General features: G+C 71.2%; 11 protein-coding genes. 8 read left to right on the top strand and 3 right to left on the bottom strand.

Translation table 11 applies throughout. The features are described from left to right. Nucleotides 1–11: 11 nt before the first annotated feature. Complete coding sequence (locus NMK44_RS05345) at nucleotides 12–572, bottom strand: DinB family protein (RefSeq protein ID WP_254738691.1); 561 nt, start codon at nucleotides 570–572, stop codon at nucleotides 12–14. A 405-nt stretch (nucleotides 573–977) separates the two neighbouring features. On the opposite strand from NMK44_RS05345, the gene NMK44_RS05340 reads away from it, so the two are divergent. From NMK44_RS05340 to NMK44_RS05330, 3 genes are all read left to right on the top strand, one after another. Then, nucleotides 978–3,209 (top strand): M4 family metallopeptidase, encoded by a 2,232-nt coding sequence (locus NMK44_RS05340; protein ID WP_254738773.1) that lies wholly within the window; start codon nucleotides 978–980, stop codon nucleotides 3,207–3,209. 413 nt (nucleotides 3,210–3,622) lie between these two features. Further along, nucleotides 3,623–5,287: a M4 family metallopeptidase gene (locus tag NMK44_RS05335; protein ID WP_489660288.1), complete on the top strand. Its 1,665-nt coding sequence runs from the start codon at nucleotides 3,623–3,625 to the stop codon at nucleotides 5,285–5,287. Nucleotides 5,288–5,424: 137 nt separating this feature from the next. Then, a complete protein-coding gene (locus NMK44_RS05330; RefSeq protein WP_254738689.1) occupies nucleotides 5,425–7,095 on the top strand; it encodes a M4 family metallopeptidase in 1,671 nt (556 codons plus the stop codon). A 106-nt stretch (nucleotides 7,096–7,201) separates the two neighbouring features. Here the strand turns inward: NMK44_RS05330 and NMK44_RS05325 are convergent, their stop codons facing one another. Together NMK44_RS05325 and glgP are read right to left on the bottom strand one after the other, a co-directional pair. Further along, nucleotides 7,202–7,363: a hypothetical protein gene (locus NMK44_RS05325; protein WP_254738687.1), complete on the bottom strand. Its 162-nt coding sequence runs from the start codon at nucleotides 7,361–7,363 to the stop codon at nucleotides 7,202–7,204. Nucleotides 7,364–7,666: 303 nt separating this feature from the next. Then, the gene (gene glgP, locus NMK44_RS05320; RefSeq protein WP_254738685.1) at nucleotides 7,667–10,252 is read right to left on the bottom strand and encodes an alpha-glucan family phosphorylase; all 2,586 of its coding nucleotides are present in this window, start codon (nucleotides 10,250–10,252) and stop codon (nucleotides 7,667–7,669) included. A 165-nt stretch (nucleotides 10,253–10,417) separates the two neighbouring features. Here glgP and NMK44_RS05315 point away from each other — a divergent pair, with 165 nt between their 5' ends. The 5 genes from NMK44_RS05315 (at nucleotide 10,418) to NMK44_RS05295 (ending at nucleotide 18,614) form a co-directional block, all read left to right on the top strand. After that, complete coding sequence (locus tag NMK44_RS05315; RefSeq protein WP_254738683.1) at nucleotides 10,418–11,347, top strand: helix-turn-helix domain-containing protein; 930 nt, start codon at nucleotides 10,418–10,420, stop codon at nucleotides 11,345–11,347. A gap of 149 nt (nucleotides 11,348–11,496) precedes the next feature. Next, complete coding sequence (locus NMK44_RS05310) at nucleotides 11,497–12,771, top strand: S8 family peptidase (RefSeq protein ID WP_254738681.1); 1,275 nt, start codon at nucleotides 11,497–11,499, stop codon at nucleotides 12,769–12,771. Between the two features lie 280 nt (nucleotides 12,772–13,051). Continuing rightward, entirely contained in the window at nucleotides 13,052–15,046 is a 1,995-nt protein-coding gene (locus NMK44_RS05305; protein WP_254738679.1) for an alpha-1,4-glucan--maltose-1-phosphate maltosyltransferase, read from the top strand. Beyond that, nucleotides 15,043–16,782, top strand: coding sequence for a maltose alpha-D-glucosyltransferase (gene treS / locus NMK44_RS05300; protein ID WP_254738677.1), 1,740 nt, complete (start codon nucleotides 15,043–15,045; stop codon nucleotides 16,780–16,782). Before NMK44_RS05305 ends, treS begins: the two co-directional genes overlap by 4 nt. A gap of 281 nt (nucleotides 16,783–17,063) precedes the next feature. Beyond that, a complete protein-coding gene (locus NMK44_RS05295; protein ID WP_254738675.1) occupies nucleotides 17,064–18,614 on the top strand; it encodes a maltokinase N-terminal cap-like domain-containing protein in 1,551 nt (516 codons plus the stop codon). Nucleotides 18,615–18,821: the final 207 nt, after the last annotated feature.

Genomic DNA, 18,821 nt, shown 5'->3' with positions numbered 1-18,821 from the left:
CGGTCCCGCCCTCACTCGCCGACCGTGCCGTCGGCCAGCTCCCGTGCGATGTCGAGCTGGCCCGCGTGCCGGGCGTACTCCTGGACCAGGTGGAAGAGGATCCAGCCCAGCGCCGGTGCGTCGGCCTCGGTGGCGAAACGGCCTCCGGTGCGGGCCCGCTGCTCCAGCGGTACGCCCTCGACGGCCGCCCGTGACCAGGCGCACTGTTCCTCGAACCGGGCCCGGACCACGGCGGACGGCAGCTCCTCGGGGACGTACCAGCGGCCGTCGGAGCCCAGGTCGCCCCACGGCTCGTCCACCGGCTCCCCGTGGAACCCCCAGCGCAGCCAGCGCCGTTCCACATGGGTCAGATGGCACAGCAGCTCCAGCGGGGTCCAGCCGGAGGGCAGCCGGCTGGTGCGCAGTTCGCGTTCGGAGAGCCCGTCCAGCTTGCGCAGGACCACCTCCCGCAGCCAGTCGAGATAGGCGTGCGGCAACTGTCCGGGATCGGTGAGCGCATGCGAGGGCTCGTCGATCGGATTCCGGAGCGGACGCACGGGCGGACCGGCCGGCCGAGGGTCGGGAGACGTCATACCGCTGATGCTAGGAGTCACCCCTGTCATCCACCCGTCTCGCCAGACGTCCGGAATAACACCACGTCCTCCGAAATACGGACACAGCACATGTGTCAACGGACGGTTTCCGGTCAATCTTTGTCGCGACCCTGACAGGTTGAATCGATCGGTGGGACTCTTCCCTCGGCTGAGACAGCGGTCCCACCGCTGTCGTCGCACCACGACAGCCACCCCCCACCGCACCTTCGTAGATCTGCTTGTTCTGCCTCGCCCTGCCCGGACGGCGACCCAGCCGCCCGGTCGTCCCGGCCGCGCCATCGCGCGGCCAGCGCAGAAGGAGTCAGCGTGAGATCACTCCCCCAACGGCAGCACAGACCCGGGCGTCGTGCGATCGCGACCGGCGCCCTCGTCGCCGCCACCGCGATGATCGCCGTCAGTGTGCAGGCCGGCACCGCGTCCGCCCGCCCGGACGGATCGGGCTCCGCGCCCGCCGCCGGGACGATGTCCGCCAAGGCGGACCCGGGCGCCATGCCGGTCAAGCTCTCCCCCGCCCAGCGCGCGGCGCTGCTGCGTGAGGCCCAGGCCGCCACCGGCACCACCAGCCGGACCCTGGGCCTGGGCGCCAAGGAGAAGCTGGTCGTCCGGGACGTCATCAAGGACGTCGACGGGACCACCCACACCCGCTACGAGCGCACCTACGCCGGACTTCCGGTGCTCGGCGGCGACCTGGTCATCGACCGGGCGAAGAGCGGCACGGTGCAGGCGGTGGCCAAGTCCACCAAGGCCCGGGTCAAGGTGGCCAGCACGAGCGCCACCGTCAAGGCCGCCACCGCGGAGAAGGCCGCCGTCAAGGCGGCGAACGCGCAGGGTTCGAAGAAGACCGAGGCCGACCGCGCCCCGCGCAAGGTGATCTGGGCGGCGAACGGCACCCCGGTGCTGGCGTACGAGACCGTGGTCGGGGGCCTCCAGGAGGACGGCACCCCCAACGAGCTCCACGTCATCACCGACGCCACCACCGGCAAGAAGCTCTACCAGTACCAGGCCGTCATGAACGGCACCGGCAACAGCCAGTACAGCGGCCAGGTCACCATAGGGACCTCGGGCAGCTCCGGTTCGTACAACATGACCGACAGCGGCCGCGGCGGCCACAAGACGTACAACCTCAACCGGGGTACGTCGGGCACCGGCACGCTCTTCACCGACACGGACGACGTCTGGGGCAACGGCACCACCTCCGACGCCGCGACCGCCGGTGTGGACGCCCACTACGGCGCCGCCGAGACCTGGGACTACTACAAGAACGTCCACGGGCGTTCGGGTATCCGGGGCGACGGCGTCGGCGCGTACTCCCGGGTCCACTACAGCACCGGGTACGTCAACGCCTTCTGGCAGGACTCCTGCTTCTGCATGACCTACGGCGACGGCCAGGGCAGTGCCAAGCCGCTCACCTCCATCGACGTGGCGGCCCACGAGATGACGCACGGCGTCACCGCGGCCACCGCCAAGCTGGTCTACAGCGGTGAGTCCGGCGGCCTCAACGAGGGCACGTCCGACATCTTCGCCGCCGCGGTCGAGTTCTACGCCAACAACACCAAGGACCCGGGCGACTACCTGGTCGGCGAGAAGATCGACATCAACGGCGACGGCACCCCGCTGCGCTACATGGACAAGCCGAGCAAGGACGGCTCGTCCAAGGACAGCTGGTACTCCGGGGTCGGCAACGTGGACGTGCACTACTCGTCCGGTATCGCCAACCACTTCTTCTACCTGCTCTCCGAGGGCAGTGGCGCCAAGGAGATCAACGGCGTCAAGTACGACAGCCCCACCTACGACAACGTCCCGGTGACCGGAATCGGCCGGGCGAACGCCGAGAAGATCTGGTTCAAGGCGCTGAGCCAGCGCATGACCTCCAACACCAACTACGCGGGCGCGCGTGACGCCACCCTGTGGGCGGCGGGCGAGCTGTTCGGCCAGAGCAGCGCGCAGTACACCGCGGTGGCCAACGCCTGGGCCGGCGTCAACGTGGGCACCCGGATCGCCGACGGCGTCTCCGTCACCGGCCCCGGCGACCAGACCAGCATCGTGAACCAGCCGGTCAGCCTGCAGATCAAGGCCACCAGCTCCAACGCGGGCGCGCTGACCTACGCCGCCACCGGGCTGCCCGCCGGGCTGTCGATCAACTCCTCCTCCGGTCTGATCTCCGGTACCCCGACCGCCACCGGCTCCAGCGCGGTGAAGGTCACGGTGACCGACGCCCAGGGCAAGACCGGTACGGCGTCCTTCACCTGGACCGTCAACACCAGTGGTGGCGGCAGCGTCTTCGAGAACACCACGGACGTGGCCGTCCCCGATGCGGGCGCGGCCGTCACCTCGCCCATCACGGTCAGCCGCTCCGGCAACGCGTCCTCCGCCCTCAAGGTGGCCGTGGACATCGTCCACAGCTACCGCGGTGACCTGGTGGTCGACCTGGTCGCCCCGGACGGCACCGCCTACCGGCTGAAGAACTCCAGCATCTTCGACTCGGCGGCCGACGTGAAGACCACCTACACGGTCGACGCCTCGTCCGAGGCCGCGTCCGGGACCTGGAAGCTCAAGGTGCAGGACGTGTATGCGCAGGACTCCGGCTACATCAACAGCTGGAAGCTCACCTTCTGACCACGGTTCAGCTGAACCGCGCCCGATGAGGGTGTGACCCTTCCCACACAGCAGGCGCCGCCAGGGGTGACCCGACTCCCCCTGGCGGCGCCTCCATGCGTATGCGCCCCCTCCACACCACCGACTCCCGCCGGAGCAGCGCTACTTGGCCGTAACAAGCCCCCATGCGCCTTTTCGCGCCCCCGTCGCGCACCGTGGACGGGGGCCGCGGCCTGCCCCGTTGAATCCGTTATCCGGAGAATGATCAACATTCAACGAACATTTTCCGGCCGACCTGTCGCCAAACCCGTGACATGTCCTCGACTTATGTGACAGTCTGCCGAGGCATTACGCACCTGCACCTCTTGTTCAGCACCGGGCCGCACTTCCCCGCTGCCCGGCGCTGACCCCCCCACAGCAATGAGGAGTTTCGCGTGAGCAAGACGTTCACCACGCCCATATCCCGCGGCGGAAAGCGCCGCTCGGTCATCGCCGCCGGCGCTGCGGTCGCCGCGGCGGCCCTGCTGGCCACCGGAATGACCACCGGCTCCGCCGGCGCCGCCCCCGCCGGGGACGACGTCCGCGCCGGAGCAACGCCCGCCAAGATGACCGCGTCGGTCCGCGCCGAGCTGATGCGCGACGCCAACGCCACCAAGGCGGACACCGCGAAGTCCCTTGGCCTGGGTGCCAAGGAGAAGCTGGTCGTCAAGGATGTCATCAAGGACAAGGACGGCACCGTCCACACCCGGTACGACCGCACCTACGCCGGTCTGCCCGTCCTCGGCGGCGACCTGATCGTCCACGAGGCCAAGGGCAAGAAGGGCGGCGACGCCAGAAGCGTCACCAAGGCGAGCAAGGCCACCATCAAGGTCGCCACCACCGCCTCGGTCGCCCCGACCGGCGCCGCCAAGACCGCGGTCAAGCTGGCCAAGGCCGACGGCACCAAGAAGGCCGTCGCCGAGACCCCGCGCAAGGTGGTCTGGGCCGCCGACGGCAAGTCGGTGCTGGCCTACGAGACCGTGGTCGGCGGTGTGCAGAAGGACGGCACGCCCAACCAGCTCCACGTGATCACCGACGCCGCCACCGGCAAGAAGCTCTTCGAGTTCCAGGGCATCAAGACCGGCAGCGGTGAGAGCCAGTACTCCGGTTCGGTCGAGCTGGGCACCTCCAAGGAGGGCAGCGGCTTCACCCTGACCGACGCCGACCGCGGTGGCCACAAGACCACCAACCTCGAGAACAAGGAGGACGGCGAGGGCAAGGCGTTCACCGACGAGGACGACAAGTGGGGCAACGGCAAGGGTGACGACCCGCAGACCGCGGCCGTCGACGCCCAGTACGGTGCCGGTGTCACCTGGGACTACTACAAGAACGTGCACGGCCGGAACGGCATCGCCGATGACGGCAAGGGCGCGTACTCCCGGGTCCACTACGGCGACAGCTACGTCAACGCCTTCTGGGACGACGAGTGCTTCTGCATGACGTACGGCGACGGTGAGGGCAACAAGGCCCCGCTGACCGCCCTCGACGTCGCGGCGCACGAGATGTCCCACGGTGTCACCTCCAAGACCGCCGGTCTGGAGTACACCGGTGAGTCCGGCGGCCTGAACGAGGCCACCTCCGACATCTTCGGCACCTCGGTCGAGTTCTCCGCCAAGAACAAGGAGGACGTCGGCGACTACAACATCGGCGAAGAGATCAACATCAATGGCGACGGCACCCCGCTGCGCTACATGGACAAGCCGAGCAAGGACGGTCAGTCGGCGGACAACTGGTCCGACGATGTCGGCGGCCAGGACGTGCACTACTCCTCGGGTGTCGCCAACCACTTCTTCTACCTGCTGTCCGAGGGCAGCGGCGCCAAGGAGATCAACGGCGTCAAGTACGACAGCCCGACCGCGGACGGCTCCAAGGTCGAGGGCATCGGCCGGGACAAGGCCGAGAAGATCTGGTACAAGGCGCTCACCACGTACATGACCTCCACCACGGACTACAAGGCCGCCCGTGAGGCGACCGTGAAGGCCGCCAACGACCTCTTCGGCGCCGACGGTGCCGAGGCCAAGGCCGTCGCCGCCGCCTGGGCCGGGGTCAACGTCAAGTAAAACAAGCGGAGTTCGCTCCCTCACATAGCCGGTGCCCGGGGCAATCGCCCCGGGCACCGGTATGTTTTCTTCACCGCAAAGACACATCTTTGCCGTGTTGGACGGCTATGCCCTCCAACTTCCCATGACAACAGGAGATGCGCGTGGACTCACGCTCGACGTCTGTCATATCCGGCTTGTCACGCCACAGACGCCGCACCGCCCTCGCCGCGGGCGCGGCGACCGTGGCGGCCTCCCTCCTCGCCGCCGGGTTCACCACCGGTTCGGCGGACGCGGCCACCCCGAAGTCCGGCACCACCGGCGCCCAGACCCTGACCCTCTCCGCCTCGGCCCGCGCCGAGCTGCTGCGCGAGGCGGGCGCCACCACGGCGTCCACCGCCAGGTCGCTCGGCCTCGGCGGCAAGGAGAAGCTCGTCGTCCGTGACGTGGTCAAGGACGCCGACGGCACCCTCCACACCCGCTATGAGCGCACCTACGCAGGACTGCCCATCCTCGGTGGCGACCTGGTCGTCCACGAGTCCGCGAGCGGTGCCTCCGAGGGTGTCACCAAGGCCACCGACGCGAAGATCGCGGTGTCCGACACCCGTGCCGCCATCGCCTCTTCGAGTGCCCAGCGGTCCGCGCTGCGTGCCGCGAAGTCCTCGGCCGGGTCCGCGGCCACCACCGAGCGCGCGCCCCGCAAGGTGATCTGGGCCGCCACCGGCAAGCCGGTGCTCGCCTGGGAGACCGTGGTGAGCGGTGTGCAGAAGGACGGCACCCCGAGCCGGAAGCACATCATCACCGACGCCGACTCCGGCAAGGAGCTCTACTCCTACGAGGCCATCGAGACCGGCAGCGGTACCGGCCAGCACAACGGCAAGGTCACCGTCGGCAGCGTCAAGAGCGGCAGCCAGTGGCTGCTGAAGGACACCGCCCGCGGTGGCCATATGACGTACAACCTCAAGCACAAGGAAGAGGGCAAGGGCTCGAAGTTCTGGGACGCCAACAACGTCTGGGGCAACGGCAAGCCCACCATCGCGCAGACCGCCGCCGTGGACGTCCACTACGGCGCCGCCATGACGTGGGACTACTACAAGAAGGTTCTGCACCGCAACGGCATCCGGAACAACGGCAAGGCCGCCTACTCGCGCGTCCACTTCAGCACCGCGTATGTCAACGCGTTCTGGGACGACGAGTGCTTCTGCATGACCTACGGCGACGGCGAGAACGACAAGAACCCGCTCACCTCGCTCGATGTCGCGGGCCACGAGATGAGCCACGGTCTGACCTCCGCCACCGCCAACCTGGAGTACAGCGGTGAGTCCGGCGGGCTGAACGAGGCCACCTCCGACATCTTCGGCACGGCGGTCGAGTTCTACGCCAAGAACGCCAAGGACCCCGGTGACTACCTCATCGGCGAGAAGATCGACATCAATGGCGACGGCACCCCGCTGCGCTACATGGACAAGCCGAGCAAGGACGGCTTGTCCTACGACTACTGGAAGCGCGGCGTCGGCGACGACGACCCGCACTTCACCTCCGGTATCGCCAACCACTTCTTCTTCCTGCTGGCCGAGGGCAGCGGGCGGAAGGTGATCGGCGGGGTGACCTACGACAGCCCGACCAAGGACGGCCGCACCGTCAAGGGCATCGGGCGCGCCAAGGCCGAGAAGATCTGGTACAAGGCGCTCACCACGTATATGACGTCGACCACCAACTACGCCAAGGCCCGCACCGCCACCCTCAAGGCGGCCAAGGCCCTGTACGGCGCGAGCAGCACCGAGTACAAGACGGTCGACAAGGCCTGGGGCGGCGTGAACGTCACCTGAGCCACGGTGTGAACGTCATCCGGACCCCGGATGACTCCGGCCGGGCGGGCCGTTCCCGGTCCGCCCGGCTCCCGGGGCCGGTACCTCTCGCGCTCGTGTCCCGGTCTCATCGGGAGCCGTCGTCTCCCCCGCGCCACGCGGTACGGGCCCGGCGCCATGCCTCGATGACCGCGGGCACCTTGGAGAGTGTCTCCGCGGCCAGCGTCAGCACGAGTCCGGCCAGCCCGAAGGCCGCGAGCACAAGCAGGGTGATGGTGTCCCACTCCACCAGTTCTCAGCCCTTCTCTCGGGTGATCGAACTGGTGGCCCGGCAGGCTCAGCCCGACCACCGCACACAGTGGTCAGCTGAGGTCCTGCCGACGTCCAAGATCTCATACGTGCTGCACGGGGCTTGCGCCCCGCGGGACCGAGCGTTCCGGCCTGGCGGCCGGCTATTTTCGTGCACCACATGACGTCGGGCATGGGGTGCAACTCCCCCGTTGCTCCGTGGTCCACCCCCCAGCGTAGCCCCAACCGGCCGACCCGCCCAGCACGTTGGCGCGGTTGCCGGGAAGCGCCCCGGTGGCCGGTGTCAGCGCAGCAGGACACCCGCCTCCTCCGCGGTGGTATCCGGAGGCAGCGCGACCAGGCCCGGTTCGGCGGGGTCGGCGAGCAGCCGGTGGGCGGGCAGCACCCGGACGGTGTAGCCGAAGGGACCGGTGCGGTCCAGGGCGAGCGGGCCCTCGTAGAGACGGCGGCCCTCCGCGTCCGGGCCCGCGGTGGGCTTGAGCGGCACCCGGGTGCCGTCGGTGATCCGGTCGGTGTCATCGACCCGTCCCGCGACGGCCTGCACCTCGACATCACCGGGTTCCAGACCGCCGAGGCGCACCCGGACCCGCAGGGAGAGCGCCGAGCCCAGTTCGGCGGCGCCGGCGGGGGCGGGCGGGGTGAGCCGGGCCTCCACATGGTCCACGGCGACACCGGGCCAGGCGTCCCGTACCCGGGCCTTCCAGCGGGCCAGTTCACCGGCGGTGGCAGGGTCCAGGACGCGGTGGGCACGGGCGGCCGGATCGTAGAGCCGCTCGGTGTACTCACGCACCATCCGGCCCGCCGGCACCTTGGGGGCGAGGGTGGTCAGGGTGCGCCGGACCATGTCGATCCAGCGGGCGGGGAGGCCGTCCGGACCGCGGTCGTAGTAGCGCGGGGCGACCCGCTGCTCCAGCAGCTCGTAGAGGGCGGCGGCCTCCAGGTCGTCCCGGCGGGTCTCGTCGGTGGCGGCGCCGTCGGCGGTGGGGATGGCCCAGCCGAAGTCGGGGTCGTACCACTCGTCCCACCAGCCGTCCAGGACGGAGAGGTTGAGACAGCCGTTGAGCGCCGCCTTCATCCCGCTGGTGCCGCACGCCTCCAGCGGCCGCAGCGGGTTGTTGAGCCAGACGTCGCAGCCGGGGTAGAGCTTCTGGGCCATCGCCATGCCGTAGTCGGGCAGGAAGACCAGCCGGTGGCGGACCCGGGGGTCGTCGGCGAACCGCACCAGCTCCTGGATCAGCCGCTTGCCGCCGTCGTCGGCGGGATGGGCCTTGCCCGCGACGACGATCTGGACCGGCCGCTCGGGGTGGAGCAGCAGCTCCATCAGCCGGTCGGGGTCGCGCAGCATCAGGGTGAGCCGTTTGTAGGAGGGGACCCGGCGGGCGAAGCCGATGGTGAGGACGTCCGGGTCCAGGACACCGTCGATCCAGCCGAGTTCGGCGGTGCCCGCGCCGCGCTGCCGCCAGGCCGTGTACAGCCGCCGCCGGACCTCGTTCACCAGCTGTTCGCGCAGGGTGCGGCGGAGCCGCCACAGTTCACCGTCGGAGAGGTGGCCGAACTGCCGGGCACCGAGCCGGGTGATCTCGGGGGCGGTCCAGGTGGGGGCGTGCACACCGTTGGTGACCGAGGTGATGGGCACCTCCTCGGGGTCGAAGCCCGGCCAGAGCCCGGCGAACATCTCCCGGCTGACCCGCCCGTGCAGTACGGACACCCCGTTGGCGCGCTGGGCCAGCCGCAGTCCCATCACCGCCATGTTGAAGAGGTTCGGCTCGCCACCGGGGTAGGTCTCCATGCCGAGGGCGAGGATCCGCTCGACCGCGATCCCGGGGAGTTCGCCGTCGTCGCCGAAGTGGCGGGCGACCAGCTCCCGGTCGAAGCGGTCGATCCCGGCGGGCACGGGGGTGTGGGTGGTGAAGACGGTGCCCGCCCGCACCGCCTCGTGCGCGGCCTCGAAACCGGCACCGTCGGCGATGAGTTCACCGATCCGCTCCAGGCCCTGGAACCCGGCGTGGCCCTCGTTGGTGTGGAACACCTCGGGCTCCGGGTGGCCGGTCAGCCCGCAGTACGCGCGCACCGCGCGGACCCCGCCGATGCCCAGCAGCATCTCCTGGCGCAGCCGGTGTTCGCTGCCGCCGCCGTAGAGCCGGTCGGTGACCTCGCGCTCGCCGTGTCCGTTCTCCGGTACGTCGGAGTCCAGGAGCAGCAGGGGCACCCGGCCGACGCGCGCCTGCCAGATCCGGGCGTACAGCGGCCGGCCGCCGGGGAGGGCGAGCCGGACGCGCACCGCACGGCCGTCCGGTTCGCACAGCGGGGTCAGCGGCAGCTCGTCGGGGTCGAGCACCGGGTAGCGCTCCTGCTGCCAGCCCTCGCGGGAGAGGGACTGGCGGAAGTAGCCGTGGCGGTAGAGCAGTCCGACGCCGATCAGGGGCACCCCGAGGTCGCTGGCGGCCTTGAGGTGATCCCCGGCGAGGATGCCGAGGCCGCCGGAGTACTGCGGGAGGGCGGCGGTGATGCCGAACTCCGGGGAGAAGTAGGCGATGGCGGCGGGCGGACGCGCCGCCGGGTCCTCGCCGGACCGGCCCTGGTACCAGCGGGGTGTGGTGAGGTAGTCGCGCAGATCGTCGTCGGCCGCCCGCAGACGGCGCAGGAAGCCGCGGTCCCCGGCCAGCTCGGCGAGGCGGGCGACGGGCACGGTGGACAGCAGCCGCACCGGGTCGCCGCCCGCGGCCCGCCAGCACCCGGGGTCCACCGCCTCGAAGAGATCGCGGGTCTCGGGATGCCAGGACCAGCGCAGATTGTGCGCCAGGGTCTGCAGGGGTCGTAGGGGTTCCGGAAGGACGGGACGCACGCTGAATCGACGAATGGCCTTCACCCTTCGACGGTAGCGGCCGACGCGTCCCCGTTTTGGGGCTTTCGCCCGCCCCCGGGACGCGGTGGCGGATCGGAACGGCCTTTCCGGCCACGGCGTTCCGGGGCCGCCCAGCCTGCCACTGACAGGGACAGGCACGGCGCGCCCCGACGGTGAACACTGGTCCCCATGGACACACCTGCCGAACTGGGCGACTTCCTCCGCACCCGCCGCGCCGCGCTGCGCCCCGAGGACGTCGGGCTGGTCGCGTACGGCACCCGGCGCCGGGTGCCCGGACTGCGCCGTGAGGAGCTGGCCCAGCTTGCGGGGGTGAGCGTGGCGTACTACACCCGGCTGGAACAGGGGCAGTCCACCGGCGCCTCGGACGGGGTGCTGGACGCCATCGCGCGGGCGCTGCGGCTGACCCCCGACGAACACGCCCATCTGCGCAATCTGGCCCGGCCGGTGCGGGGCGGCCGCCCCCGCGCACCGCGCGCGGAATGCGCCCGCCCCGCCACCCGTCAGCTGCTCGCCGCGATGGACCGGGTGCCCGCGCTGGTCATGGACCGCCGGTTCGAGGTGCTGGCCTGGAACCCGCTGGGACACGCCCTGATCGCCGGACACCTGCCCGCGGACGCGCCGGACCGTCCCCGGGAGCGGCCCAACGCGCAGCGGATGCTCTTCCTCGATCCGCACACCCGAGAGCTGTATCCGGACTGGGAGGCGGAGGCACGGAGGGCGGTCTCCTCGCTGCGGGTGGCGGCGGGCGAACACCCCGACGACCGGCGGCTGGCGGAGCTGATCGGTGAGCTGACCATGAAGAGCGAGGTGTTCGCGGCGCTGTGGGCCCGCCATGCGGTGCGCCGCTGCTCCTTCGGTACGAAGGCGTTCCACCATCCGCTGGTCGGACCGCTGGAGCTGGGCTTCGAGATGACCCGGCTGCCGGACTCCGGGGGCCAGGCTCTGCTGATGTACGGCGCGGAGCCGGGCTCCCCGGCCGAGGCGGGGCTGCGGCTGCTGGCGACCGGGCTGGTCAGCGGGGCCGCGGGGGCGGCGGGGCTCGACGGCGTGTCCGGCGCGCCGGAGCATGCGTCCCGCGACCCGCGCGGGGCCCGCTGACCACCGCGTGGAAAGGCCGGTAACCACCGCAACCCTCCGCACTCCGCGCGCGGTCGATATGGCCGATTCCGCCCCCGGGTGCGCCCTTGTCCGGATCTTTGCCGTCACGAGACGCTGACGCCACGTGACTCGGGGAGGGGGTTCGACCCATGGCACACACCCGTGGGCGCCACCGCCGGACGGCGGGGGCGCTGGCCGCCGCCGCGGCGGCGGTGCTGGCGCTGGCACCGCCCGCCCCGGCCGTCCCCGCCCGGGGGCCGCATCCGGACACGGCGGCGGACGGCGGTTGGATCGTGGCGCTCAAACGGGGGCCGGGGACACCGCCGGCCTCCTCCGGACAGGCCCGGAAGACCGTGGAGCGCTACGGGGTGAGCATCCGCCGCACCTACCGCACCGCGCTCGACGGCTTCGCGATACGCGCGGACGCGGCACAGGCGAGACGGCTCGCGGCCGATCCGGCGGTGGCCTCGGTGACCCCGGACGCGGCGGTGTCGCTGCGCGCGGCCGCCACCGCGCACAGACCCTCGGGCGACACCCCGCGCACCCACCCCTTTCCCCCGTCCTGGGGTCTGGACCGGATCGACCGGCCGGCCGCCGGAACACCTCTGCCGGACGGATCCCCGGAACGCACCCTGGACGGGGCGTACACCGCGCCCGCGGACGGCGGGCGCGGTGTCACGGTCTACGTCATCGACTCCGGGGTGCGCACCTCCCACCGGGACTTCGGCGGCCGGGCCCGCTCCGGCTGGGACTTCGTCGACGACGATCCGGTGGCCGAGGACGGCAACGGCCACGGCACCCATGTGGCCGCCACCGCGGCGGGCACCCGCTTCGGCGTGGCCAAGCGCGCCGAGGTGGTGGCCGTCCGGGTGCTGGACGACCGCGGCCGGGGCACCAGCGCGCAGGTGCTCGCCGGGCTCGACTGGGTGCTGCGGCACGCGGTGCGGCCCGCGGTCGTCAATCTGAGCCTGGGGACGACGGATCCGGCACCGGTGCCCGCGTGGGACGCCGCGGTGCGGACCGGGGTCGCCTCCGGACTCACCTTCACGGTCGCGGCGGGCAACGAGGGTCTGGGCGCCGGGACCTTCTCGCCCGGCCGGGTGCGGGAGGCCCTCACGGTCGGGGCCACCGACCGCTTCGACCGGCGTCCGGCGTTCTCCAACTGGGGCCCCGCCGTCGACCTGTTCGCGCCCGGCGACCGGATCGTCTCGGCCTCGAACGAGAGCGATACGGCGGCGGCCACCCGGTCCGGCACCTCGATGGCCGCACCGCATGCGGCGGGTGCCGCCGCGCTGTACCTGGCCGCCCACCGGTCGGCCTCCCCGGCCCGGGTGAGCGCCGCCCTGACGGCCGCCGCGGCCAGGGGCGCCGTCCGGAACGCGGGACCGGGCTCCCCGAACCGTCTACTGAGGGTGGCCAACTGACGTACCCGCGTACTCATCCGCCTGGACGGCCCCGCCACGCGCGGGGCCGGTCCGTGTACCCGGCGTTACGAACCGGTGGTTCACGGGAACCCGGAAGGTCGCCCGGTGCCGCCGTATGGGAAGGCTGTCCCAGCGCGCCCCCATGGCCGACCCCATCCGCCCACCAGAGTGAACGCGGACAGGAGCTGTCATGCCCGCAACCCGTCGCCCGGCGACAGAACCGATACAAAGGACAAAAGCCGCCGAAGCACATACACCCGCAACGCCGTCAGGTGATCCTATGATCGGTCGCATTCCCGTCCTGGACATCCGCCCGCTGATCGACTGCGGCCGCCGCCCCGCCAAGGCGGTGGTGGACGAGACCTTCGAGGTCAGCGCCACCGTGTTCCGGGAGGGGCATGACGCGGTCAGTGCCAATGTCATCCTCCGCGATCCGGCCGGACGCATCGGCCCGTGGACCCCGATGCGCGAACTCGCCCCCGGCAGCGACCGCTGGGGTGCCGAGATCACCCCCGGTGCGCCCGGCCGCTGGTCGTACACGGTCGAGGCGTGGAGCGACCCGGTCGCCACCTGGCGCCATCACGCCGGGATCAAGATCCCGGCCGGGATCGACACCGATCTGGTGCTGGCGGAGGGCGCCGCGCTGCATGAGCGGGCCGCCGCCGGAGTGCCCAAGAACGACGGCCGGGAGGCGGTGCTCGGCGCGGTCGACGGACTGCGCGACGAGCGGCGCCCGGTGGCCGACCGGCTGGCCGCCGCCCTCGCCCCCGACGTCACCGATGCCCTGGACCGCCATCCGCTGCGCGAGCTGGTCACCTCCTCGCGTCCGATGCCGCTCCAGGTCGAGCGGGAGCGCGCGCTGTTCGGCTCCTGGTACGAGCTGTTCCCGCGCTCGGAGGGGGCCAAGGTGGCCGAGGGGCGCAGACCCGTCAGCGGCACCCTGCGCACCGCCGCCGAGCGGCTGCCCGCCGTGGCCGCGGCCGGGTTCGACGTGGTCTATCTGCCACCCGTCCACCCCATCGGCACCGCCTTCCGCAAAGGCCCCAACAACACGCTCTCCGCGGGCCCGTACGACGTGGGCTCGCCCTGGGCGATCGGCTCGGCCGAGGGCGGACATGACGCGGTCCACCCCGACCTGGGCACCCTGGAGGACTTCGACCACTTCGTGGCGCGGGCGCAGGAACTGCGGATGGAGGTGGCGCTGGACTTCGCGCTCCAGTGCTCACCGGACCACCCCTGGGTGGCCAAGCACCCCGAGTGGTTCCATCAGCGCGCCGACGGCACCGTGGCACACGCCGAGAACCCGCCCAAGAAGTACCAGGACATCTATCCGATCGCCTTCGACCAGGACTTCGCCGGGATCGTCCGGGAGACCGAGCGGGTGCTGCGGTTCTGGATGTCCCACGGGGTGCGGATCTTCCGGGTGGACAATCCGCACACCAAGCCCGTGGTGTTCTGGGAGAAGGTGATCGGCGACATCAACCGCACCGACCCCGATGTGCTCTTCCTCGCCGAGGCGTTCACCCGCCCGGCGATGATGAACACCCTCGGCGCGATCGGCTTCCAGCAGTCGTACACCTACTTCACCTGGCGCAACACCAAGCAGGAGCTCACCGAGTACCTCACCGGGCTGTCCGGGGACGCCGCCGCCTGGATGCGGCCCAACCTCTTCGTGAACACCCCCGACATCCTGCACGCCTACCTCCAGGAAGGCGGCCGTCCGGCCTTCGCCGCACGCGCGGTGCTGGCCGCCACCCTCTCCCCCACCTGGGGCGTCTACGCGGGCTTCGAGCTGTGCGAGAACACCGCGCTGCGCGCCGGGAGCGAGGAGTACCTGGACTCTGAGAAGTACGAACTGCGGCCGCGCGACTGGGCCGCCGCCGAGCGCGGGGGGCGCACCCTCACCCCGCTGATCACCCGGCTGAACCGGGTGCGCCGCCGCCATCCGGCCCTGCGCCGGCTGCGCAACCTCAGATTCCACCACGCCGACAACGACTCCGTCATCGTCTACTCCAAGCGCGCGGGCGACTCGTGCGTACTCACCGTCGTCAACCTGGACCCCCACCACACCCAGGAGGCGACGGTCTCGTTGAACATGCCGGAACTCGGCCTGGAATGGCACGAGTCCGTCCCGGTGCGCGACGAGCTCACCGGCGAGACCTATCACTGGGGCAGGGACAACTATGTGCGCCTGGAGCCGGGGCGTGAGCCGGCTCCCGCGCACATCTTCTCCCTGCGACCGTCCTCACCGATCGGAGGGTCACCCACACCATGATCGTCAACGAGCCCGTACCGGACACCTTCGAGGACACGCCCGCCAAGGACCGTGACCCCGACTGGTTCAAGCGCGCCGTCTTCTACGAGGTCCTGGTCCGCTCCTTCCAGGACAGCAACGGCGACGGCGTCGGGGACCTCAAGGGAATCACGGCCAAACTGGACTACCTCCAGTGGCTGGGCGTGGACTGCCTCTGGCTCCCGCCGTTCTTCGCCTCGCCGCTGCGGGACGGCGGCTACGACGTGTCGGACTACACGGCCGTGCTGCCGGAGTTCGGTGACCTCGCCGACTTCGTCGAATTCGTCGACGCCGCGCACCAGCGCGGGATGCGCGTGATCATCGACTTCGTCATGAACCACACCAGCGATCAGCATCCGTGGTTCCAGGAGTCCCGCAGCGACCCGGACGGACCCTACGGCGACTACTACGTCTGGGCCGATGACGACAAGCAGTACCAGGACGCCCGCATCATCTTCGTCGACACCGAGACCTCCAACTGGACCTTTGATCCGGTACGCAAGCAGTACTACTGGCACCGCTTCTTCTCGCACCAGCCGGACCTCAACTTCGAGAACCCGGCCGTCCAGGAAGAAGTACTGGCCGCCCTGCGCTTCTGGCTGGACCTCGGTATCGACGGATTCCGGCTCGACGCCGTCCCGTATCTGTATGCCGAGGAAGGCACCGACTGCGAGAACCTGCCCCGGACCCATGAGATGCTCCGGCGCGTCCGGGCCGAGATCGACGCCCACTACCCCGACACCGTGCTGCTGGCCGAGGCCAATCAGTGGCCGGAGGACGTCGTCGACTACTTCGGCGACTACGCGGCGGGCGGCGACGAGTGCCATATGGCCTTCCACTTCCCGGTGATGCCGCGCATCTTCATGGCGGTGCGCCGTGAGTCGCGCTACCCGGTCTCCGAGATCCTCGCCAAGACCCCGGCCATCCCGTCCGGCTGTCAGTGGGGCATCTTCCTGCGCAACCACGACGAGCTGACGCTCGAGATGGTCACCGACGAAGAGCGCGACTACATGTACGCGGAGTACGCCAAGGATCCGCGGATGCGCGCCAACATCGGCATCCGGCGGCGACTGGCCCCGCTGCTGGACAACGACCGCAACCAGATCGAGCTGTTCACCGCACTGCTGCTGTCCCTGCCCGGGTCGCCGATCCTCTACTACGGCGATGAGATCGGCATGGGCGACAACATCTGGCTCGGCGACCGCGACGCCGTCCGCACCCCCATGCAGTGGACCCCCGACCGCAACGCGGGGTTCTCCTCCTGCGACCCGGGGCGGCTGTTCCTGCCGACCATCATGGACCCGGTCTACGGCTACCAGGTCACCAATGTGGAAGCGTCCATGAGCAGCCCCTCCTCACTGCTCCACTGGACCCGCCGGATGATCGAGATCCGTAAGCAGAACCCCGCCTTCGGCCTGGGCACCTACACCGAGCTGCCCTCCTCCAACCCGGCCGTGCTCGCCTTCCTGCGCGAGACGCCCGCCGCCCGGGACGGCGAGGACGACCTGGTGCTGTGCGTGAACAACTTCTCGCGCTTCGCCCAGCCCACCGAGCTGGACCTGCAGTCCTTCGCCGGACGCCATCCCGTTGAGCTGATCGGCGGGGTCCGCTTCCCGGCCATCGGTGAGCTGCCGTATCTGCTGACCCTGGCCGGACACGGCTTCTACTGGTTCCGGCTGCGGCGCAACGAGAGCTCCGCGGTGCACCGGGCCGACTGAGCCCACCCGCCGGACCCCCATCGGGTTTCGGCCACCGAACGCGGCACCCACGCCCGTACGCGTCCCCCCAGGGCGCGTACGGGCGTTTTCGACACCCCGTCATGGGCACTCTGTCCTAGGACCGCCACATAGGACCGCCACAGGCGGAGCCGATCGCGCACCCCGTACGTACCGTACGGACGATCCTCGCCCGACACGTCCCGCACCGTCGCACAGTCAATGCCGCAATCCGGGACACTTTGCCCTGATCTGTCGTGTGCCCGGGGAAAGGACGCGACGCCATGCCGGAAGCTCCGTTCTCCCGGGGGGCACACCACCCGCCGACCGCAGTACCGCGGGCCCACCCCCCGTCCGCCACCGCGGGCACCACCGCGGCGGCGGACGGGGGCGGGCTGCTCGCCTCACTCGCCCCGCTGCTCTCCGAGTGGCTCCCCCGGCAGCGCTGGTTCGCGGGCAAGGGGCGCCCGGTCACCGGTTTCGCCCTCGTGTCCGCCACCGAGTTACTGCCCTGCGCGGCGGGCGGCGCCACCCCCGGACTGCTCCATCTGCTGATCCGCGCCCAGCAGCCGGAGCCACCCGGCCACCGGCACGGCTACGGCTGCGGCCACCGGCGCGGCGCGACGGCCAGCGACTGCTACCAGATCCTGCTGGGGGTGCGTTCGGCGCTGCCGCCACCGCTGGCCCCGGCGCTGGTGGGACGCCCGGACGGCGGACCGCTGGACGGACGCACCCTGTACGAGGCGCTCTGCGATCCCCGCCTCGCCGCACTGCTGCTGGAGCGGCTGCGGGTGCCCGGCCGGCTGGGTCCGCTGCGCTTCGTCCGGGAACCGGCCACCGCCATTCCCTCCGTCCTCGCCCCGCGGCTGATGACCGCCGAGCAGTCCAATTCCTCGGTGGTCTATGGCGATACGTTTATTCTCAAACTCTTCCGGCGGGTCAGCCCCGGCACCAATCCCGACCTGGAACTTCCGCTGGCCCTGGCCCGCACCGACTGCACCCGGGTCCCCGCGCCCGCCGCCTGGTTCGAGGCCGCGCCGCCCGCCGACGGCGCCGGGCCGCGGCCGGAGCCGTTCACCCTCGGGGTGCTCCAGCCGTATCTGGCGGGCTCCGCCGACGGCTGGCGGCTGGCGCTGGACGCCCTGGCCGTACGGGGCGACTTCACCGAGGCCGCCCGCGCACTCGGCCACGCCACCGCCGAGGTGCACCTCGCGATGGCCCGCGCACTGCCCACCTCGGTGCTGCGCCGCCGTCAGATCGAGCACCTGGCGGCCGCCATGAGCGAGCGGCTGGACTCGGCCGCGGCCGCCGTACCCGCGCTCCAGCCCTACCGCGCCGCACTGCACAACGCCTACGAGGACCTCGCCGCGCTCGGCCGCGCGGGCCGCACCTGGTCGGCCCAGCGCATCCACGGCGATCTGCACCTCGGCCAGGCGCTGCTGACCGCGGCGGCCCCCGGCGGGGGCGACGGCCGCTGGTCGCTGATCGACTTCGAGGGCGAACCGTCCCGGCCGCTGGCCGAACGCCGCCGTCCGCAGCCCCCGGTGCGCGATATCGCGGGGATGCTGCGCTCCTTCGACTACGCGGCCGCGGTCGGCCGCCATGACGACCCCCAGGAGTGGGCCGGGCGCAACCGCGCCGCCTACTGCGCGGGATACGCCGAGGCGTCCGGCAGCGATCCGCGCGACGAACCGGAGCTGCTGCGCGCCCACGAGACCGACAAGGCCGTCTACGAAGTCCTCTACGAGGCCCGGCACCGCCCCGACTGGCTGTCCGTCCCCATGACCGCGATCCGGCGCCTCGCCACCGACACCTCCGGGAGGACCACCCCGTGACCGCACGTCCGCCGTCCCGTCCGCACCAGCCCGGCGAGGGCCAGGACCCCGCCGCCCCCGGGGTCCCGCCGACCTTCCGGCCGCACCGCTCCGGGTCCCGTGTCTCCTACGGCTCCCCGCCCGTCCCACGCGCCGTGCGCCGGGACGGCACGGAGCCGGCGGACGGCACGGGCGACGCGGCGGCCGGGGCGCGGCCGGTCACCGGAC

It is taken from the genome of Streptomyces cucumeris, assembly GCF_024295805.1.
In the GTDB taxonomy this organism is placed as follows: Bacteria; Actinomycetota; Actinomycetes; order Streptomycetales; family Streptomycetaceae; genus Streptomyces; species Streptomyces cucumeris.
Note: the sequence above shows the minus strand (reverse complement) of the source record. Positions and strands in the feature narration are given on the sequence as shown.

Bases quoted from the DNA above. Each gene is read 5' to 3' on its own strand.
- NMK44_RS05345 (WP_254738691.1), bottom strand. From the start codon at position 572: ATGACGTCTCCCGACCCTCGGCCGGCCGGTCCGCCCGTGCGTCCGCTC.
- NMK44_RS05340 (WP_254738773.1), top strand. From the start codon at position 978: ATGATCGCCGTCAGTGTGCAGGCCGGCACCGCGTCCGCCCGCCCGGAC.
- NMK44_RS05330 (WP_254738689.1), top strand. From the start codon at position 5,425: ATGCGCGTGGACTCACGCTCGACGTCTGTCATATCCGGCTTGTCACGC.
- NMK44_RS05315 (WP_254738683.1), top strand. From the start codon at position 10,418: ATGGACACACCTGCCGAACTGGGCGACTTCCTCCGCACCCGCCGCGCC.
- NMK44_RS05310 (WP_254738681.1), top strand. From the start codon at position 11,497: ATGGCACACACCCGTGGGCGCCACCGCCGGACGGCGGGGGCGCTGGCC.
- NMK44_RS05305 (WP_254738679.1), top strand. From the start codon at position 13,052: ATGATCGGTCGCATTCCCGTCCTGGACATCCGCCCGCTGATCGACTGC.
- treS (WP_254738677.1), top strand. From the start codon at position 15,043: ATGATCGTCAACGAGCCCGTACCGGACACCTTCGAGGACACGCCCGCC.
- NMK44_RS05295 (WP_254738675.1), top strand. From the start codon at position 17,064: ATGCCGGAAGCTCCGTTCTCCCGGGGGGCACACCACCCGCCGACCGCA.